The organism is Xanthomonas cannabis (genome assembly GCF_040616535.1).
In the GTDB taxonomy this organism is placed as follows: Bacteria; Pseudomonadota; Gammaproteobacteria; order Xanthomonadales; family Xanthomonadaceae; genus Xanthomonas; species Xanthomonas cannabis.
This window is the reverse complement of record NZ_CP136580.1, coordinates 1085181-1103337: the sequence shown is the minus strand read 5'-3', so window position 1 is coordinate 1103337 and position 18157 is coordinate 1085181. Positions and strand designations below refer to the sequence as shown.

16 protein-coding genes and 1 other RNA gene are annotated in these 18157 nt (G+C 66.9%); 9 read left to right on the top strand and 8 right to left on the bottom strand.

Annotation, left to right across the window (positions count from 1 at the left end; translation table 11 throughout):
* The first annotated feature begins 57 nt into the window (after positions 1-57).
* The 3 genes from RZV17_RS04580 to RZV17_RS04570 all read left to right on the top strand — a co-directional run bounded on the left by RZV17_RS04580 (position 58) and on the right by RZV17_RS04570 (position 3355).
* Positions 58-1527 (top strand): aldehyde dehydrogenase, encoded by a 1470-nt coding sequence (locus RZV17_RS04580; protein ID WP_047695329.1) that lies wholly within the window; start codon positions 58-60, stop codon positions 1525-1527.
* Positions 1528-1731: 204 nt separating this feature from the next.
* The gene (locus tag RZV17_RS04575; RefSeq protein WP_166752404.1) at positions 1732-3210 is read left to right on the top strand and encodes an AMP-binding protein; all 1479 of its coding nucleotides are present in this window, start codon (positions 1732-1734) and stop codon (positions 3208-3210) included.
* Positions 3211-3279: 69 nt separating this feature from the next.
* Positions 3280-3355, top strand: a non-coding RNA gene (locus tag RZV17_RS04570) — sX9 sRNA.
* Positions 3356-3609: 254 nt separating this feature from the next.
* Here the strand turns inward: RZV17_RS04570 and RZV17_RS04565 are convergent.
* From RZV17_RS04565 to RZV17_RS04555, 3 genes are all read right to left on the bottom strand, one after another.
* Positions 3610-4611 carry a LysR substrate-binding domain-containing protein gene (locus RZV17_RS04565; RefSeq protein ID WP_039414712.1) on the bottom strand — a complete coding sequence of 334 codons (1002 nt, stop codon included), beginning with the start codon at positions 4609-4611 and terminating at the stop codon, positions 3610-3612.
* Between the two features lie 64 nt (positions 4612-4675).
* Positions 4676-5035, bottom strand: coding sequence for a protocatechuate 3,4-dioxygenase (locus tag RZV17_RS04560; protein ID WP_039563931.1), 360 nt, complete (start codon positions 5033-5035; stop codon positions 4676-4678).
* Between the two features lie 10 nt (positions 5036-5045).
* Positions 5046-5942, bottom strand: a complete 897-nt coding sequence (locus tag RZV17_RS04555; RefSeq protein WP_039413073.1) for a gallate dioxygenase — start codon at positions 5940-5942, stop codon at positions 5046-5048.
* A 231-nt stretch (positions 5943-6173) separates the two neighbouring features.
* Between RZV17_RS04555 and RZV17_RS04550 the strand changes: the two genes are divergently transcribed.
* Positions 6174-6848 carry a GntR family transcriptional regulator gene (locus RZV17_RS04550; RefSeq protein ID WP_166752529.1) on the top strand — a complete coding sequence of 225 codons (675 nt, stop codon included), beginning with the start codon at positions 6174-6176 and terminating at the stop codon, positions 6846-6848.
* A 170-nt stretch (positions 6849-7018) separates the two neighbouring features.
* On the opposite strand, the gene RZV17_RS04545 is transcribed toward RZV17_RS04550, so the two are convergent.
* The 5 genes from RZV17_RS04545 to ubiH all read right to left on the bottom strand — a co-directional run bounded on the left by RZV17_RS04545 (position 7019) and on the right by ubiH (position 11917).
* Positions 7019-8053: a transporter gene (locus RZV17_RS04545; RefSeq protein WP_166752405.1), complete on the bottom strand. Its 1035-nt coding sequence runs from the start codon at positions 8051-8053 to the stop codon at positions 7019-7021.
* A gap of 121 nt (positions 8054-8174) precedes the next feature.
* A complete protein-coding gene (locus RZV17_RS04540; protein ID WP_355607595.1) occupies positions 8175-8603 on the bottom strand; it encodes a nuclear transport factor 2 family protein in 429 nt (142 codons plus the stop codon).
* A gap of 82 nt (positions 8604-8685) precedes the next feature.
* Positions 8686-9405 carry an alpha/beta fold hydrolase gene (locus RZV17_RS04535; protein WP_184376182.1) on the bottom strand — a complete coding sequence of 240 codons (720 nt, stop codon included), beginning with the start codon at positions 9403-9405 and terminating at the stop codon, positions 8686-8688.
* Between the two features lie 125 nt (positions 9406-9530).
* Entirely contained in the window at positions 9531-10712 is a 1182-nt protein-coding gene (locus RZV17_RS04530; RefSeq protein ID WP_355607591.1) for a UbiH/UbiF family hydroxylase, read from the bottom strand.
* Entirely contained in the window at positions 10709-11917 is a 1209-nt protein-coding gene (ubiH, locus tag RZV17_RS04525) for a 2-octaprenyl-6-methoxyphenyl hydroxylase (RefSeq protein ID WP_166743955.1), read from the bottom strand. The genes RZV17_RS04530 and ubiH overlap by 4 nt, the downstream gene beginning before the upstream one ends.
* A gap of 197 nt (positions 11918-12114) precedes the next feature.
* Between ubiH and RZV17_RS04520 the strand changes: the two genes are divergently transcribed.
* The 5 genes from RZV17_RS04520 to RZV17_RS04500 all read left to right on the top strand — a co-directional run bounded on the left by RZV17_RS04520 (position 12115) and on the right by RZV17_RS04500 (position 18156).
* Entirely contained in the window at positions 12115-12693 is a 579-nt protein-coding gene (locus RZV17_RS04520) for a hypothetical protein (protein WP_047695322.1), read from the top strand.
* A gap of 3 nt (positions 12694-12696) precedes the next feature.
* The gene (locus RZV17_RS04515; protein WP_355607587.1) at positions 12697-13254 is read left to right on the top strand and encodes a cob(I)yrinic acid a,c-diamide adenosyltransferase; all 558 of its coding nucleotides are present in this window, start codon (positions 12697-12699) and stop codon (positions 13252-13254) included.
* 38 nt (positions 13255-13292) lie between these two features.
* Positions 13293-14201, top strand: coding sequence for a histone deacetylase family protein (locus RZV17_RS04510; protein WP_039413038.1), 909 nt, complete (start codon positions 13293-13295; stop codon positions 14199-14201).
* A 125-nt stretch (positions 14202-14326) separates the two neighbouring features.
* On the top strand, positions 14327-16768 hold the full coding sequence (gene lptD, locus RZV17_RS04505) for an LPS-assembly protein LptD (protein ID WP_355607584.1): 2442 nt from the start codon (positions 14327-14329) through the stop codon (positions 16766-16768).
* Complete coding sequence (locus RZV17_RS04500) at positions 16765-18156, top strand: peptidylprolyl isomerase (protein ID WP_104580912.1); 1392 nt, start codon at positions 16765-16767, stop codon at positions 18154-18156. The genes lptD and RZV17_RS04500 overlap by 4 nt, the downstream gene beginning before the upstream one ends.
* The last annotated feature ends 1 nt before the right edge of the window (position 18157 follow it).

The window sequence follows — 18157 nt, the reverse complement described above, 5'->3', positions numbered from 1 at the left end:
GCGTGCACGCCACGCATCGCTGGCGCTGCCAGTGGTTTTCTGCACCGAGGAGGGAGTATGGAAGCCTTATCCGCAACGCTGCGCGGAATCGCCGCGCGTGGGCCCCTGGGCCTGTTCATCGATGGCCAGTGGCGCGCGAGCAGCGGCGACCGGCACGTCGACGTGGTCGCCCCGCATAACGAAGAGCGCCTGCTGCGCTACACCGAACCCTCGCACGCAGATACCGAGGCCGCCGTGGCCGCGGCGCGTGCCGCCTTCGATACCGGCCCGTGGCCGCAGCTGTCGCCGCCCGAACGCGGCGCGGTGCTCAAGCGGGTTGCCGACCAGTTGCGTGCCCGCCTGCCGGAACTGGCCGAGGCCTGGACCGGCCAGGTCGGCGCCACCATCGGCTTCAGCCGCCGCGCCTCGCAGCAGGCGCCGGGGCTGTTCGACTATTACGGCGAGTTGATCACCACCCACCCGTTCGTCGAACCGCGCGCACGTGCCAACGGCGGCCGCGTGCACGTGGTGCAGGAACCGGTTGGCGTGGTCGCCGCCATCACGCCCTGGAATGCGCCGCTGGTGCTGCTCTGTTACAAGGTCGCCGCCGCGTTGGCCGCCGGTTGCACGGTGGTGGCCAAGCCATCGCCGGAAACGCCGATCGATGCCTACATCCTGGCCGAATGCATCAGCGCCGCCGGTGTGCCCGATGGCGTGTTCAACCTGCTGCCGGCCGGTCGCGAAGTTGGCGAACAGCTGATCCGCCATCCGCTCGTCGACAAGGTGAGCTTCACCGGCTCCACCCAGGCGGGGCGACTGATCGGTGTGGCCTGCGCCGAACGGCTGGCCCGTGTCGGCCTGGAGCTGGGCGGCAAGTCGGCCGCCATCGTGCTCGAGGATGCCGACCTCACCAAGGTGTTGCCCAGCCTGGTGCCCTACTCCATGCCGATCACCGGCCAGGTGTGTTTCTCGCTGACCCGGGTGCTGGTCCCGGCGCAACGGCGTGAGGAGATCCTGCAGGCGTATTGCGCGGCCTTGGGCGCACTCAAGCTCGGCGACCCGTTCGCCGCCGACACCGGCATGGGCCCGTTGGCGCTCGGCCGGCAGCTGGAACGCGTGCAGTCCTACATTGCGCAGGGCAGCGCCGAGGGCGCGCAGCTGGTGATGGGCGGCAACCGGCCAGCGCATCTGCCGCGCGGGTTTTTCCTCGAACCGACGGTGTTCGCCAATGTCACACCCGACATGACCATCGCACGCGAGGAAATCTTCGGCCCGGTGGTCAGCTTCATCGACTACCACGACGAGGCCGACCTGATCGCCAAGGTCAACGCCAGCGATTACGGCCTGCACGGCACCGTCTACAGCGAGGATGTCGACCGCGCGTACCGCATCGCACGCCGCGTGCGCAGCGGCAGCCACTCGATCAACGGCATGTGGGTGGACATCGACATGCCGTTCGGCGGCTTCAAGCACTCCGGCGTCGGCCGCGAAGGCGGCATCGAAGGGCTGCACGCCTTTCTCGAAACCAAAACCGTCTATCTCAGCTAGCCGGGCACCACCCGAGCGCGTACCGGCCAGCGGTGCGCGCTCGCCTCGCGGCGCTAACGCCGCGGCTCTGCCGTTCCCCTGCAACCGGTTCACACCATCGCTGGTGAATGCCCGCTGCGTCATCGGGCGTGCGTGTGAACCTTCTGCCGTTGCCGTCGCACTCACGCCAGCCACTCCCCCAAACCGCATTCGGAAGACAGCGCCATGACCATGCCGACTGACTCGATTTCCTTCCATGCCCGCCTCACACCGCAACGCCTCGCCGCGCGCGACCTGTTGCTGGATCAGCAATGGACCTACGCCGAACTGGACGAGCTGATCGGCCGCCTCGCCGCCCTGCTGCAGGCGCGCGGCTGCATCGACGGCGAACGGCTCGCCGTGCTCGCCCGCAACTCGGTCTGGCAGGTGGCGCTGCACTTCGCCTGCGGACGCGTGGGCGCGATCTACGTGCCGCTCAACTGGCGCCTGAGCGCCACCGAGCTGGATGCCTTGTTGCAACGCGCCGAGCCGCGCTTGCTGCTGGGCGATGATGTCGCCGCCGGGCGCGCGCATGTCGAAGCGCTGACGGACTTCATCGAGACCGCCAAAGGCCTCGCGCCGGCCGAGACGTCCTACATTCCGCCGGACCGCGTCAGCCTGATCCTGTTCACCTCGGGCACGTCCGGCCAGCCCAAGGGCGTGATGCTGAGCGAGCAGAACCTGCAGCAGGTGGCGCACAACTTTGGCGTCACCACCCGTGTGGATGCAGGCAGCAGCTTCCTGTGCGAAGCACCGATGTTTCACATCATCGGCCTGGCCACCAATGTGCGGCCGGCACTGGCGGTGGGCGGGTCGATCCAGGTCTCCAGCGGTTTCGAGCCGCAGCGCACGCTGGGCTGGCTCGGCAATCCGGCGCTGGGCATCACCCACTACGTCGGTGTGCCGCAGATGATGCAGGCCTTCCGCGCTCAACCGGGCTTCGACCCCGCAGCGCTGCGTCACCTCACCGCCCTGGTCAGCGGCGGTGCGCCGCACGCCAGCGACGACCTGCTGGGCTGGGTGGACGACGGCATTCCCATGGTCTGCGGCTTCGGCATGAGCGAGGCCGGCACGGTGTTCGGCATGTCGGTCGATTGCGAGGTCATTCGCAACAAGCTGGGCGCGGCCGGCATCTGCTCGCCGACGGTGCAGACCCGCATCGTCGATGGCGACGGCAACGACTGCCCGACAGGTGTTCCCGGCGAGCTGTTGCTGCGCGGGCCCAACCTCAGCCCCGGCTATTGGCGCGACCCGCAGGCCACTGCGGAGATGCGCGATGCGCAGGGCTGGTTCCGTACCGGCGATATCGTCAAGCGCGATGCCGATGGCTTCTTCTTTGTGGTGGACCGCAAGAAGGACATGTTCATTTCCGGCGGCGAGAACGTCTACCCCGCGGAGATCGAAGCCGTGCTCGCGGATCACCCGCAGATCCGCGAATGCGCGGTGGTGGGCATGGCCGACCCGCAATGGGGCGAGGTGGGGTATCTGGCGATCGTGCCAGCCGCCGAGGACCCGGATCTGGAGCAAATCCGCAGCTACCTGATCGAGCGCCTGGCCAAGTACAAGGTGCCAAAGCATCTACGCGTGGTGGAGGCGTTGCCACGCACGGCGACAGGCAAACTGCAGAAGGCGCGCCTGAAGGATGCGCTCGCGAACGATGCGTAGCGCCTGCTGATGCACGTCGGACGCAGAGCAGCTGACAAAACGGCTGCGCGGCCGGTGCCCGGAACCCGCATGTACCACGCGTACACGCCGGTTCCTCCGCGCCGCCCGCACCCGCCTGACGACCGCTCGCTAGGTTTTGTTGGCCGCTTTTGGGCGGACACGTTGCCTGGCGGCGACGTGCCCGCCGATTGGCCTTGGCGGCGTGTGTGTCGCTGCTCGACTCCAGCACGCTGCACTCACCTGCATCCAACGCACGCGCAGGGCGAGTGCTGAAGACACCGTCGTAGGCACCACTGTCCCAATACGCACATCGGGCAGCCTTGGCTGCCCGATGTGCGTTACTCAGACCGCCTACATCGTGCCTTTCACTGCAGCACGAGCAGACAGGCACGCCATCGCTTACGCGGACGCATCCAGCAGGATGTCGTCTTCGCCGACATGGTCGTCCACCCACACCGCGCCCTGCTCGGCCATGAGCGCCAACTGGTGCTCCAGCTCGCGCATCAGCAGGCGCACGCCCGGCTTGAGAATGGCATTGTTGTCGCGGTAGATCACCCCACCTGCACGCGCCTGCGACGGCTGCTGCAGCTGGAAGGCACGCAACTCGCCACGGGCGATGTCGCCGGCCACCATCATGCTCGGCATCACCGCGATGCTGTCGGTGCCGAGCAGAATCTCGCGGGTGAAGCTGGCCGAGCTGGAACGCAGCTGGTCGCGCGTGGCCAGCCCATGCTCGCGCATGACCTGCGCCACGTCGCGCTCCACGTGCTGGCTCAGCGTCGGCAGCACCTGGCGATATGCCGCGGCTTCGGCAATGCGTACCGGGCCGTTCGCAAACAGGGGGTGGTCGCTGCGCGCCACCAGCGCGATCGGATCCTGGTACAGCACCTTGCGGACCAGTGCGTCGTAGCGTGCCAGCGGATAGAGCCGGCCCACGACCAGATCGACTTCGTTGCCGGCCAGCTTGGGCAGCAGTTCGTCGGTACGGCCATGCAACAGCCGCACCCGCAGCGTGGGCTCGGCGCGGTAGAGCGCCGCCAGCACGGCCGGCAACAGGCCGCTTGCCGCCACCGGCAGGGCGCCCACGGTGATCGTGAGCGCGTCGTCCTGCAGCAGACCCTCGAACGTGTCCTGGGCGCGGCGCAACTGGCCAAGCACCACATGCGCGGTCTGCACCAGCACCTCGCCCATGGCGTTGGGGCGCACGCCGCGTGAGTGACGTTCGAACAGCGGCGCCCCGACGATTTCTTCGATCTCCTGCAGGGCACGCGTAAGCGCAGGTTGGGTCACATTCAAGACGCGCGAGGCGCGGAGCAGGCTTTTTTGCCGGTCCAGCGCCTCGATGACACGTAGATGCCGGACCTTGATGCGGTGTTCGAAGAACACGGAGGACATGGTCATGGGGGGTGGGCCTTACGTTGGGAAGTCGGGTGACAGCACCCGGCAGATGCCCGAGGCGCGCAGTTCAGCGCGCCTCGGGCACCTGCCGGGTCTGCATGAACGCTTCGAACGATTCGCCGCGCATGATGGCGTAGACCTGCAGATTGGTCATGCGCACCACACGGGCGAACTTTTCGATGACGAAAAAATTGGCGCCGTACTGCACCAGGCCAAGCCAGTCGCGTGCGCGGATCAGCGCCTTCTCCTGCTCGGTGAGTCCGGCCTCCTGCATCAGCACTTCTGCATCCTGCAAGAAGCGGTCGCGCCACGGCGCGCGGATCATCTGCCAGAAGAAGCGATTCAGGCGCAGCGCGCGGTTGCTGGTGCGCAGATCGAACAGATAGGTCCCGTCGATCTTGTCCATGCCGTTGACTTGCGGATTCATGTGCACGCCCTCATGCCGCGTTGGCGGTACGCGCCAACAGCTCTGCCGAACGCGGCGCATCGGCCGCCTCTTCGCCCGGCTCGTACACCACCACGGTCATCGCGGTGGTGGTCATCAGGTAGTAGTTCTGATGCAACTTGCGGATCGGACCCTCCAGCGCGCCACGCATGGCCAGCCACATGATCTGCTCCACGCTCTCGGCCCCGCCCAGGCGCACGTAATCGGTGTGGGTCAGGTCGGTCAGCGTCTCGGGGGCATGCTGGAAGCGGTCCAGAAACTCCATGTCCCACTCGGTGTTGTTGAAGCCGGTGCGCTCGCCATGGATCTGGTGCGACAAACCGCCGGTGCCAACCACCACCACCCTGAGATCTTCCGGATACGACTCGATGGCACGCCGCACCGCCTGACCCAGCCGGTAGCAGCGGCGCGCGGTCGGCAGCGGGTACTGCAGCACGTTGATCGCGATAGGCACCACCGTGCCGGGCCAGTCGGGCACATGCGGCCAGAGCAGCGGCAAGGGTGCCGCACAGCCATGGTCGATGGGTTTGTCCTGGAACACGGTCAGGTCGAATTCGTCATTGACCAGGCACTCGGCGATATGCGCCTGCAGCTGCACATCGCCGCGAATCGGCGGCAGGTTGCGCAAGCCCGCTCCCTCGTCAGCCACCGGGAAACGTTCGCCCACGCCCAACGCGAAGGTCGGGTACAGATCGAAAAAGAACGTGGTGCAGTGATCGTTGTAGAAGAACACCAGCACGTCGGCCCGTTGCCGGGCCAACCACTCGGCGACCGGCCCGTAGCCGTCGAACAACGGTTTCCATATCGGATCCTGTTGTTTGCCCTTGTCGTAGGCCACCCCGATGGTGGGAACGTGCGAGGTTCCGATGCCGCCGATGATGCTTGCCATGCTGCGCTCCTGCGACGCGGCGCTGCCGAGGAAGGCCGGGCGCGCGTCATTGATTGGGTCGGGACCGGCGATGCAATGGATCCCAACGGGGACGATCGAGCACTCCGGATTGCCAAAAAGGTATCCTTGGGATCCAAATTGCCATCAAGCGATCTCGTCCGCAAGGTTTTTATACACGCATTTGCGAGTTTTCCCCTTCCAAGGACGTGCGCTGCGGTACGGCGCGAGAGAATGGAGCCAATGGCGAACAACCACCGATTGCAAGCGGTCCAGCAGCTACGCGAATTGATCCTGTGCGGCACCTTTGCCCCGGGCGAACGCATCACCGAAGCGGCCCTGGCCGAACGCCTGGCGATCTCGCGCACGCCCATCCGCCAGGCCCTGCCGGCGCTGTGCCAGGAAGGCCTGCTGGCGCAGACAGGCAACCGCGGCTATGCGGTGCGCCGCTTCAGCCAGCAGGAAAGCCTGGATGCCCTGGCCGTGCGCGCCCTGATGGAAGGTTTGGCGGCGCGCACGCTGGCCGAGCAGGGCGCGTCGGCCGAGGTGCTCGCCACCCTGCACGGCTGTCTTGGCGAAGGCGACCGCCTGTTCGCCAAGCGCAGCCTCGATGCCGGTGACGAGCAGGCCTATGCCGCGATGAATGCCCGCTTCCATCGCACCATCGTGGTGGCGGCCAACAAGCCTATCCTCACCGAAACCGTGGACCGCTGCATGGTGGTGCCGTTCGTCAGCCCCAGCCATGTGGTGTTCGGCCAGCGCTCGGCCACCGTGGCCTACGACGATCTGTATTACGGGCACCGCCAACATGGGGCGATCGTCTCTGCGATCGAACAACGCGACGGAGCACGGGCGGAACTGCTGTTCCGCGAACATGCGCATACGCAACGGCATAGCATGGGGATGTGACTACCGCGCCCCGGAGCTGAGCACGAGGCACCTGCGCCAACACCGCAGACGCGCCACGCGGCACCCATTGAGCGACCCCCTTGCCACCCGCTCGTGCAGGTGGCAACGGCAGTTACCCCGCCACACGCAGCGCCCCCGTCGCAGGCGCTGCGCATGGCGGCGGTGGACGCCTATAACGAATGCACGAACATCAGATTGAAGTTATTGCCGGCAACCGAATTTTCCACATCTACCGGCAGGTACACATTGAAGTTGAACAGGTTCTTTTCGTTCATGCGCCAGGACAGACCGGGGCCGATATAGAATTGCCTGCGTTTGCTGTCCGGCACACGCTGGTCGTTGGTGCGGTTGTCCTTCAACTGCTGCAGGTAGTAGCCATTGAGCCCCACCCGCCACTGCTCGTTGAGCTTCAGCGAGCTGGCGAAGTTGAGCCAGACCAGGTCGCCGGCCTGCCCGTTGCGGAAACGGAAGCCGGGAATCGGCGGCACGCCGCCGGCGCGGCTGGTCCGGAAGTTGTACAGATAATTCAGGCGCCCGCTGATTTCCCAGCGATCGCTGGGTTGCACGGTGAATGCCCAATGCGGGGCCACCGACCAGAACCCGGTGCTCTGGTTGATCGCGGTATCACGATCGAACTTGCCGACCGGCGCAAAGGCGTCGATCGCAAAGCGCTGGAAGAAGAACACGCGCCCGTCGCGCATGACCGGCGGCATCTGCAAGGCAGGCCCGAAAGAGATATCGCCCATGCCGAACCCATTGCTGCTCAGCTGCACGGGGCTGTCTGCGGCAAATGCGGTGTCGTAATTGACCAACGGCACGATGGCATTGAAGCTCAACGAACTTCCCTTCCAGGTATAGGGCGTGACATAGATCATCTGGGTCAACAGCACGCCGACGTCCACTTGCGGGTCGCGAAAGGCCGGCGAATCGTCGCCGCTGGCGTTCCGGATCGAATTGAAGTGGTAATGGCGCAGGTATTCGATGACGGTCCAGCCGGGCGTCAACGAGCCAAACCCATCCATGAAACTAGTGCCCCCCACATTGATGCCCTGTGGCGGTGCCGCCGTTTCCGGTACGGCCTGCGCCATCACCGTGCCCGGCAACACCGCAGCAAGTGTGGCGCCGACAATCCATGACCGTTGCCGACGCGACAGGGCGCGCAGCAACACCGAACGACAATGAGCAGACAAACGGACGCGTTCCACTAGGCGAATCTCCGGTGCGAACAGGTGGGTGACAGCGGGCGCGGCGTGGGGGAGAAAGCGATACGACAGCGCCGCAGGCCGATGGCGGCTGCAACGCTTCTTGCGCGTTAGCGATGGCGGCTCAGGAACCGATCTGCAGCAGCAACGCACCGAGCCGCTGCTTGAACAGCCAACGCTCCTGCTCGAAGACCAGCACATCGTCGAAACTGCCGAGCAAGGCCGGCGACTGCGCGGCGAACGGCGGTGGCGCAGAGGTCTGGCTGGCGGTGTAAAGCAGCACATTGCTGTGCGCGTGCGCCAGGGTCGACGATTGAACGCTGACCAGGGTATTGAGCATCAGGTGGCAGGTGGTGCGCGGCGGACGCGCACGAAACGCCTGCAGGATGGCCTCGCGCCCACGCACCGGTGCATCGGGTGCGCTGGGCCGTGCGAACACGCCATCGTCGGTGAACAAGGCAGCAAGCGCCTCGTGATCGTGGCGGTCGTTGTACAGCGCGAACCTGCGGATCAGTTGCTCGCAGGCAATGATGGTCGATGCCTCGTCGTGCATGCAGCCTCCTTGGATTTCAGCAAAACGTATCGGCGTCGCCAGCGACCGCTGCGTCACCGCCGGTGGCGTGGCCTGCTGGCCATCACGCGGCCTGCAGCCAGTCGCGCAGGGCGGCGGTCACCGCCGCCGGCGCCTCCACCGGCGCCATGTGCCCGCTGTCTTCGAACACCACCAGGCGCGCCTGCGGAACGTGCCGCGCCATGTCCTGGTGCCGGGCCAACGGACTCCAGGCGTCCTGGCGCCCGACACCCAGCAAGGTGGGGCAGCGGATCCGTGCCAGCACCGGCGCGGCATCGGGGCGCTCCAGCAGGGCCGTGACCTGGCCGGCGAACCCCTGCGGGCTTTGACGCTGCACCATCGCCGTCAGGCGCTCCATCAACGCGGCATCGTCGACACGGTCCGGGTGCAGCATCGGCGGCAACCAGGCCGACGCCAGCGCCGGCATGCCCTGGGTGCGGGCCAGGTCCACCAGCGCCTGTCGCTCTTCGCGCTCGCCCTCGCGACGTGGGGCGATGCCGGTATCGAGCAATGCCAGCCGGGTCACGCGCTCCGGTGCCTGGCGCATGATCTCCAGCGCGACGCGTCCGCCCATCGAGTGCCCGGCCAGCGCGAACTGCGGCGGTGCACCGGCCAGCACGTGGGTGGCCATCTGCACGATGCTGTCGAAACCGGGAAAGTCCAGCACCTGCACCTCCGCCAGGTCCCCCAGCGCCTCGCGCTGCGGCTGCCAGATCGCGGCATCGCAGAGCAGGCCGCAGAGCAGCAGCAAGGGGGGCTTGGGTGGGTGCGCAACCGAGGTCATGCGCCGACTGTAGCTAGGCCGTGCGCGTCCGTCGTATGGAAGATGCGGCCTTCGCTATAAGTTTTCAGGCATATAACAAAGGCTGCGCCGGTTATCCGCGTTCACGCCGGCCGGCGCGGCGCTGCTCACGCACCGCCGGAGGCGCGCTTCCACAACACATCGACCAGCGGCGGCAGTTTGCCGGCCAGGCCGAGCACCGAACCGCGCAGCAGGGTGAGGTGCATCTCGTCATTGGAAAACACCCGATTGATCGCATCGAAGCCGTAGGCGGCGACGGCGTTGTCGCTGCGACGGGTTCGCGCCCAGCGCTGCAGGCGGTGCGGCGCTGCCCAGTCGGCACGCTTGGCGCGCGCGTTGCGCACTTGCTCGCGCAGCGCAGCGACATCGCGCAACCCCAGATTGACGCCCTGCCCGGCCAGGGGGTGCACCACGTGCGCGGCATCGCCCAGGGTCAGCACACGACCGCTGACGTACTGCTCCACCAGTTGCCGCTGCAGCGGAAAGGCAGCGCGCGGCGAGGCCACCCGCACCTGGCCAAGGCGTGCGGCGAAGGCCTGGGTGAGCTCGCGCGAAAACGCCGCATCATCCAGGGCCAGCACACGTGCGGCGTCGGCATCCGGCAAGGTCCATACGATCGAACTGCGGCCTTCGGCAAACGGCAGGAACGCCAGCGGCCCGGTGGTCAAAAAGCGCTGCCAGGCGGTGGACTCGTGCGGCCGCTCGGTCTCCACGAAGGCCACCACGCCGCGTTGCGCGTAGGCGTGCCGCGAGACCGGCACCCCGGTCAATTCACGCAAGGTGGACGCAGCACCATCGGCGGCGATCGCAATCGCCGCCTCCAGGCGGCTGCCATCGTCCAGCCGCAGACGCACGCTGCCGCTGTCCTGCTCCAGTTCGACCACGCGCGCCGAGCAATGCACCTCGACGCCGGCTGCGTGCACGGCCGCCCAGAGGCGATCGACCAGCAGCGCGTTTTCGACGATCCAGCCCAGCTGTTCGCGCCCCAGCGTGTCGGCATCGAAGCCCAGCTCGCCGCCCCCGCCGGCATCCCAGACCCGCATCCGCCGGTAGGGCTGCACGCGGGCGGCACGCACTGCCGACCACACGCCCAGGCTGTCCAGCAACGCGGCGTTGTCGGCGGCGAATGCGTAGACGCGCAGGTCGGGTTGGTCGGCGTGCCAGTGCGCGGGTTCATGCCCTTCCACCAACGCGACCTGCAGCCCGGCATCGGCCAGCGCCAAGGCGCAGGCGGCGCCGACCACACCGCCACCGACGATCACCGCATCGCGCGGCGTGCGCCGGTTCATGCCACACCCCGGCACAGCTGCGGGACTTCGCCACGGAAGCCCATCGCGCCCCCGACCAGCATCGACTGCAACGGGGCGGCCTGCGAGGTCGCCAGCAGGCCCAGGCTGCGCAGCGGCCGTAGCAAAGGCGCCGGATTGCCGGTCAGCCGCGCCAACCCGCTGGAGAAGCCGATCGTGTGCTCGCGGTCCACACGTCGACGCGCCAGATACGCGTCCAGCAGCGCACCGGCACCAGCATCGCTGCGATCGTGTTCGATCAGTTCGGCCAGCGTCAGCGCATCGCGCAGCCCGAGATTGAAGCCCTGCGCGCCGATCGGATGCAGCGTCTGCGCGGCATTGCCCAGCAGCACCACGCGTTCGGCGATGAGGCTGTTCGCCAGCACCTGCACCAACGGGTAGGCGCTGCGCTCGCCACTGGCGATGAAGCGCCCGGCACGCCAGCCGGCCGCGCGCTGCAGCCGTGCCAGCCAGCCGGCCTCGTCCAGGGCCGCCACCGCTTCGGCATCGGCACGCGCCACGCAGTGGATGGCGCCGTAATGGCGGTCGCCCCGCGGCAGCAATGCGGTTGGCCCGTGTTCGCCGAAGCGCTCCCAGGCAGTGCCATCGGGCGGCCTGGCGGCCCGCACGCGCGCCACGAACAGGGTCTGCAGGAAATCGTGCGCGTCGGTGCCGATATGCAGCAGCTCGCGCACCGCGCTGTGGCTGCCATCGGCGCCAACCACCAGCCTGGCGCGGACCAGTCGCTCGCCGTCGGCGGCCGCCAGGCGGACTGCGCGCAGGCCGTCCTGCACCGGCTCCACGCCGATGCAGCGTGCCGGGCGATACCGGTGCAACCGGGTCAGCTCGTCCAGACGCGCCTGCAGGGCGTCGCCGAAATCGCGCGCCACCACCACTTGGCCGAAGCTGTCGCGCCCGTAGTCGGCGGCATCCAGCTGCACGCGCCCGAAGTCGCCTGCACGGCTGACGTGGATGCGCCGGATCGGCCCGGGCGGGTTGCGCAACTTTGCCATGACCCCGAGCGCGCCCAATGCATTGACCGTGGCGGCGGCAAAACTCAGGTTGCGTTGGTCGAATACCGCCGGTGGCGCGCCGGCCGGGGTGGCTTCCACCAACCCGACATCCAGGCCGAGGCGGTCCAGCGCAATCGCCAGGCTGGAGCCGACCAGGCCGCCGCCAACGATCAGAACGTCATGTGGATGTGTCATCGCCACATGATAAGCCCTGGCCCCAGGCAGGTTGCCGCCGGGCGTTGAGACAGATTGCCGCGCCCGGCCCGTCTACCCCGCGTCGCCGGCACGCCCATTCCGGCAGACGCTCGACGGATCGCGCGCCTGCCGGGCCGGCACGGGCATGCCGGGTTCCACGCTACACTTCCGGACCTGTGACCTGGCCACCTTCGCGCATGACGTCTCGCTCGCACGACACCCTGATTCTGAGTCTGCTCGCCCTCCTGATGGCGGCCACGCGGATCAATCACTTCGCGCCGGTCCCGGATGCGTCCTGGGCGGTGTTCTTCATCGGCGGCTTTCACCTGGCTGCGCGCACGCGGCTGGCGTTCCCGCTGTTGATGGGGCTTGCGGTGGCGGTGGACTGGCTGGTGATCACCCGCCAGGGCCTGAGCTTCTGGCAGCACTATTGTGTCTCGCCGGCCTACTGGTGCCTGATCCCGGCGTACTTCGCGCTGTGGGCAGGTGGCGTCTGGCTGCGCCGGCACTACCACGGCGCCCATTGGAACGCGTTGGCCCGGCTGGTACCCGCCCTGTTGATCGGCGTGGCGCTGTGCCAGCTGATCGCCCAGGGCAGCTTCTACTGGATCAGTGCCAGCGTCAGTGAGCCCACGCTGGCTGGCTGGTTCAAGAACTACACCGACTGGCTGTGGCCCTACCTGCGCAGTGCGGCGCTGTATGTCGCCGCCGCCGCGTTGCTCCAGGTCGCGGCCGAGCGCCTGGCAGTGCCGCAGCACCAGTCCCACGCCGGCTAGATCATGGGCAACCGGCTTTCGCGCATCTATACCCGCACCGGCGACGATGGCAACACCGGCCTGGGCGACGGCAGCCGTACCGGCAAGGACGCGCTGCGCGTCAATGCCTACGGGACGGTGGATGAGGCCAATTCGGCGCTCGGCGTGCTGTTGGCCGCGCCCGGCGTGCCCGCCCCGGTCGCCGACCTGCTGACCACCGTGCAGCACCAGCTGTTCGACCTGGGCGGCGAGCTGTGCATCCCGGGGCATGCGGCGATCGAGGCGGCCGATATCACCGCCCTGGAACGCCACCTGGACCATTACAACGACGGCTTGCCGCCGCTGCAGGACTTCATCCTGCCGGCTGGTGGCGAAGCGGCCGCGCGCTGCCACCTGGCCCGCACCATCGTGCGCCGGGCCGAGCGCGAGACCGTCGCGCTGTCGCGTCAGGAAGCGGTGCGCAGCGAGGCGATCGGCTATCTCAACCGGCTGTCGGACCTGTTGTTCGTCCTGGCGCGCGTGCTGGCGCGGGTCGATGGCCAGCAGGAAGTGCTCTGGCGGCACGACCGCCGGCGCAGTTGACCCTGTGCCCGGCACGGCGGAGAGGCTAGAGTCGTCCCATGTTGGTCTTTACCCATCCCGCCTGCCTCGGTCACGACGCCGGCCCCGAGCATCCTGAAAGCCCCGCCCGCCTGGAAGCGGTGGTCGACGCCCTGCGCGCCGCCTTTCCGGACCTGGACTGGCGCGAGGCGCCCCTGGCCAAGCTGGGCGACCTGTGCCGCGTGCATGAGCGCGAGCAGGTGGACGCGGTGCTGGAAACCGCTTTCGACGGCTATCGCCAACTGGACGTGGACACGCGGATGGTGCCTGCCTCGCGCGCGGCCGCCCTGCGCGCCGCCGGCGCCGGCATCGCCGCGGTGGACGCGGTCATGCAGGACCAGACCCGCACTGCCTTCTGCGCAGTGCGCCCGCCCGGCCACCACGCCACCGCGCAGGTGTCGATGGGCTTTTGCCTGTTCAACAACATCGCCGTGGCCGCCGCCCATGCGCGCGACCGCCATGGGCTGGAGCGGATCACCATCGTCGATTTCGACGTCCACCACGGCAACGGCACGCAGGCGATCTTCGAGCGCGACCCGGCCGTGCAGTATCTGAGCACCCATCAGTCCGGGCTCTATCCACACTCGGGCAGCGTCCACGAACGCGGCGTCGGCAACGTCCACAACCTGCTGCTGCCGCCGGGCAGCGACGGGCTGCGCTTCCGCAATGTCTGGGAAGACGAGATGCTGCCGCTGATCGATGCCTTCCGCCCGCAGCTGATCCTGATCTCGGCCGGTTTCGATGCGCACCTGCGCGATCCGCTGGCCGACCTGATGCTGGACGACGACGATTTCGCCTGGCTGACCGGCGCGCTGCGCACCCTGGCCGAGCGCCATGCGCGCGGTCGGGTGGTGTCCATGCTGGAAGGCGGATACGACCTGCAGGCGTTGCGCGAGAGCAGCGTGGCCCACGTCGCCGCCCTGCGCTGACCCCGTCGGCACGCCGGGCGCGCGGCCGCCGGCGATGAACCTCGCCCGCGCGGCGCAGCTGCTCTTCATTGCCCCTATGCGGGGTATACGGCAAGCTAGTCGCCATTTTATTGGTTGAACCACGCGTGCGCCGAGCTCTCCGCCTGCTGCCCCTGCCCTTGAGCATTGCCATCTGCCTCCCGGCCATGGCTGCCGACAAGCCGTTGAACTGGGGATTGTGCCCGGCCGTGGACCCGCTACCCGGCTTCGACGGCGCGCCCGCCGCAGACCCCAAGGCGGCCGAGATACGCCCGCAGTTGCCGACCGACATCGAAGGCGACCAGCTGTCCGGGACCAGTACCACTCCGCAATACCAGGGCAACGTGGCGCTCAAGCGCGGCGACCAGTTCCTGGGTGCTGACAACCTGCGCATGGACACCGAGACCGGCAACTACATCGCCGAAGGCAACGTGCGGTACCAGGACAGCTCGTTCCGGATGATTGCCGACCGTGCCGAGGGCAATCAGGACACCGACGCCCACAAGGTCACCAACATCCAGTACCAACTGGTGGACCGGCGCGGCAACGGCGGTGCGGAATCTGTGGACCTGCAGGGCCAGGTCGGCCAGATGCATCGCTCGACCTATACCACCTGCGATCCGTCGCAGCCGATCTGGCGCGTGCGTGCGCCCGAGATCGACGTCGACAATGAAGAAGGCTTCGGCACGGCACGCAATGCCGTGCTGCAGATCGGCAAGGTGCCGGTGCTGTACTTCCCTTGGTTCAAGTTCCCGATCGACGACCGCCGTCAGACCGGCCTGCTGTTTCCGCAGTTCGGCCTGTCCGGCCGCAATGGCTTCGACTACCTGCAGCCGATCTACCTGAACCTGGCGCCGAACTACGATGCCACCCTGCTGCCGCGCTACATGAGCAAGCGCGGTTTCATGTTCGGCACCGAATTCCGTTACCTCTACGAGGGCGGTCGCGGTGAGATCACCGGCAATTACCTGCCCAATGACAACCTGCGCAAGAAAGACCGCGGCAGCGTCTTCTACACCGGTTATCACAACATCAATGATCACTGGCAGGCGCGTAGCAGCATCTCCTGGGTCAGCGACACGCGCTATGTGGAGGACTTCACCAGCCGCCTGAACGGCATGGGCTCGGCCTCCAGCCTGCAGAGCACCATCGGCATCTACGGCACCGGTGAAACCTGGACAGCCGGCCTGATGGCCGATCGTTGGCAGTTGACTGACTACACCCTGGACGAGCAGGCGCTGCCCTACAACCGGCAGCCGCGCGCGTATTTCACCTGGGAAAAGCCCTTCGGCATTTTCGAGGCTGGCGTGTATGCCGAAGCGGTGCGCTTCACCCACGACGACTCTTACTTCGTCAGGCCACCCATCAATGGCAGCAACAGCGGAAATGACGACGACGACGATTACGTCCGCACCAATATCCGCAACAAGGACTACGGCAACGGCGCGCGCCTGGATGTCAAACCCTATATCTCCATGCCGCTATCCGGCGCGGCATGGTTTCTGACGCCCACCGTAGCGTGGCGCTACACCGCATATCAGCTGGATTCCACGCTGGCCAACACCGCGCCGTTGACCGGCGATCGCTCGCCTTCGCGCAGCCTGCCGATCGCGTCGGTGGACGCCGGTCTGTATTTCGATCGCGAGACCTCGCTTTTTGGCACCAACTATCTCAATACGTTGGAGCCGCGCATGTACTACCTGTATGTGCCGTATCGCGATCAGGACGACCTGCCGGTATTCGACACCCGTCCGTTCACATTTAGCTATGGACAGCTGTTCCGCGACACCCGTTACACCGGCGCCGACCGCCAGAACGATGCCAATCAGCTGACCCTGGCCGTAACGTCACGTTGGCTGCGACAGGACAATGGCCGCGAGAAGCTCTCGCTGAGCGCGGGCCAAATCCTGTACTTCAACGATTCACTGGTCACCATTAACAACAGTACCAATGCCGCCACCGGCGGTAGCGAGCAGCCGATCGAGCAGGGCAAATCTGCCTGGGTGGTCGATGGCAATTACTCGATCAACGACCGCTGGTCGATGGGCGCCACGTATCAGTGGAACCCCAACTCACGCAAGGAAGATCTGGCCAGCCTGCGTACGCGCTACCTGCTCAATAACGATGGCATCATCAATCTGGCCTACCGCTACCGCCGCAACCTGATCGACGACAGCGACCAGCTCAAGCAGGCCGACTTCTCGTTCCTGTACCCGATCAACCCCACCTGGAGTGCGGTTGGCCGTTATTACTACTCGCTGCTGGATCGCAAGCCGCTGGAAATCATCGGCGGCGTGCAGTGGGACAGCTGCTGCCTGGCGGTCCGCGCGCTGGTACGCCGGTTCGTGCGCAACCGCGACGGAGAGATGGACAACTCCATCCAGTTCGAGTTCGTGCTCAAGGGCTTGAGCTCGTTTGGCCAGAACACGGACCGCACTTTGCGCCGTGCTATTCTCGGCTATTACCGCGACGACCTGTACCTGGTCCCGCCCAGCAACACCAACACCACGAGCAATCCGGACGATTACGATCCGAACCTGATTCCATGACCAAGCCTTTCTCTGTTCTTCTTGCCTCGCTGCTGGTGATCACCAGCACGGTCTCGCCGCTGGCCTCGGCGCAGCAATCCCAGCCGCTGGATCGTATCGCCGCCATCGTGGACGAAGACGTGGTGCTGCAGAGCGAGCTCGATCGCGCTGTGCGCAACGTCAAGTCGCAATATGCGGGCCGCGAAAACCAGCTGCCGCCGGACGATGTCCTGCAGCGTCAGGTGCTCGAGCGCCTGGTCCTGGTCAAGCTGCAGGTGGGCCGTGCCGATGGCAGCGGGATCCGCGTCAGCGACGAGGAGCTCAACCGCGCCATCGCCAGCATCGCCCAGCAGAACGGCACCACCGTCGATGGCCTGCGTCAGAAGCTGGCGGCCGACGGAATGGCGTACGGCGACTTCCGCTCGTCGGTGCGCGAGGAGATCATCGTGCAGCGCCTGCGTCAGAGCTTTGCGCAGAGCCGCATCAGCGTGAGCGAAGGCGAAGTGGATACCGCGCTGGCCCAGCAGGCCACGACCGGCAGCCAGTATCATTTGGCCCACATCCTGGTCGGCCTGCCCGAAGGCGCGACCGCCGATCAGATCGCCACCGGCCAGAAGAAGGTCGATGGCGTCAAGGCGTTGATCGACAAGGGCGAGCTGGATTTCTCGGCAGCGGCGGTGCGTTATTCGGATAGCCCGAATGCGCTGGAAGGCGGTGACCTGGGCTGGCGCAGCCTGGACGAGATTCCCAACGCGTTTGCCCAGCTCATTCGCGACATGCAGCCTGGCCAGGTGGCCGGCCCGCTGCGTGGCCCCAGCGGTTTCCAGTTGCTCAAGCTGGTGGAAATGCGCGACGCCAATGCCGGCGGCGAGAAGAAGATGGTCACCGAGTACAACGCGCGCCACATCCTGGTCCGCATCGGCGACAACCAGACCGACGCGCAGGCCAAGGCCAAGATCGACACGCTGCGCGCCCGCATCGCGGGCGGCGCTGACTTCCAGGCGACGGCCAAGGAATCCTCCGAGGACACCAACAGCCGCAGCCAGGGCGGCGACCTGGGCTGGTTCCCGGCCGATGCGTTCGGCCCGGACTTCGGCAAGCAGGTCGAGAGCCTGGCCGATGGCGCCGTGTCCGAGCCGTTCCGTACCCAGGCCGGCTGGCATATCGTGCAGCGCGTCGGCAGCCGCCAGACCGATGTCAGTTCCGAAAACCAGCGTGCGCAGATCCGTGAAACGATCGGTCGCCGCAAGCTGGAAGAGGAATACAACCGCTACCTGCAGGAACTGCGTGGCGAAGCGTACGTGAGCTACCGCACCGGTGATCGTGCCGACGGCAATGCCACTGCCGAGCCGACCAAGCCGGCCGAACCGGCCGCTCCGACCCCGCCGCCGGCACAGCCGGCGCGCTGAG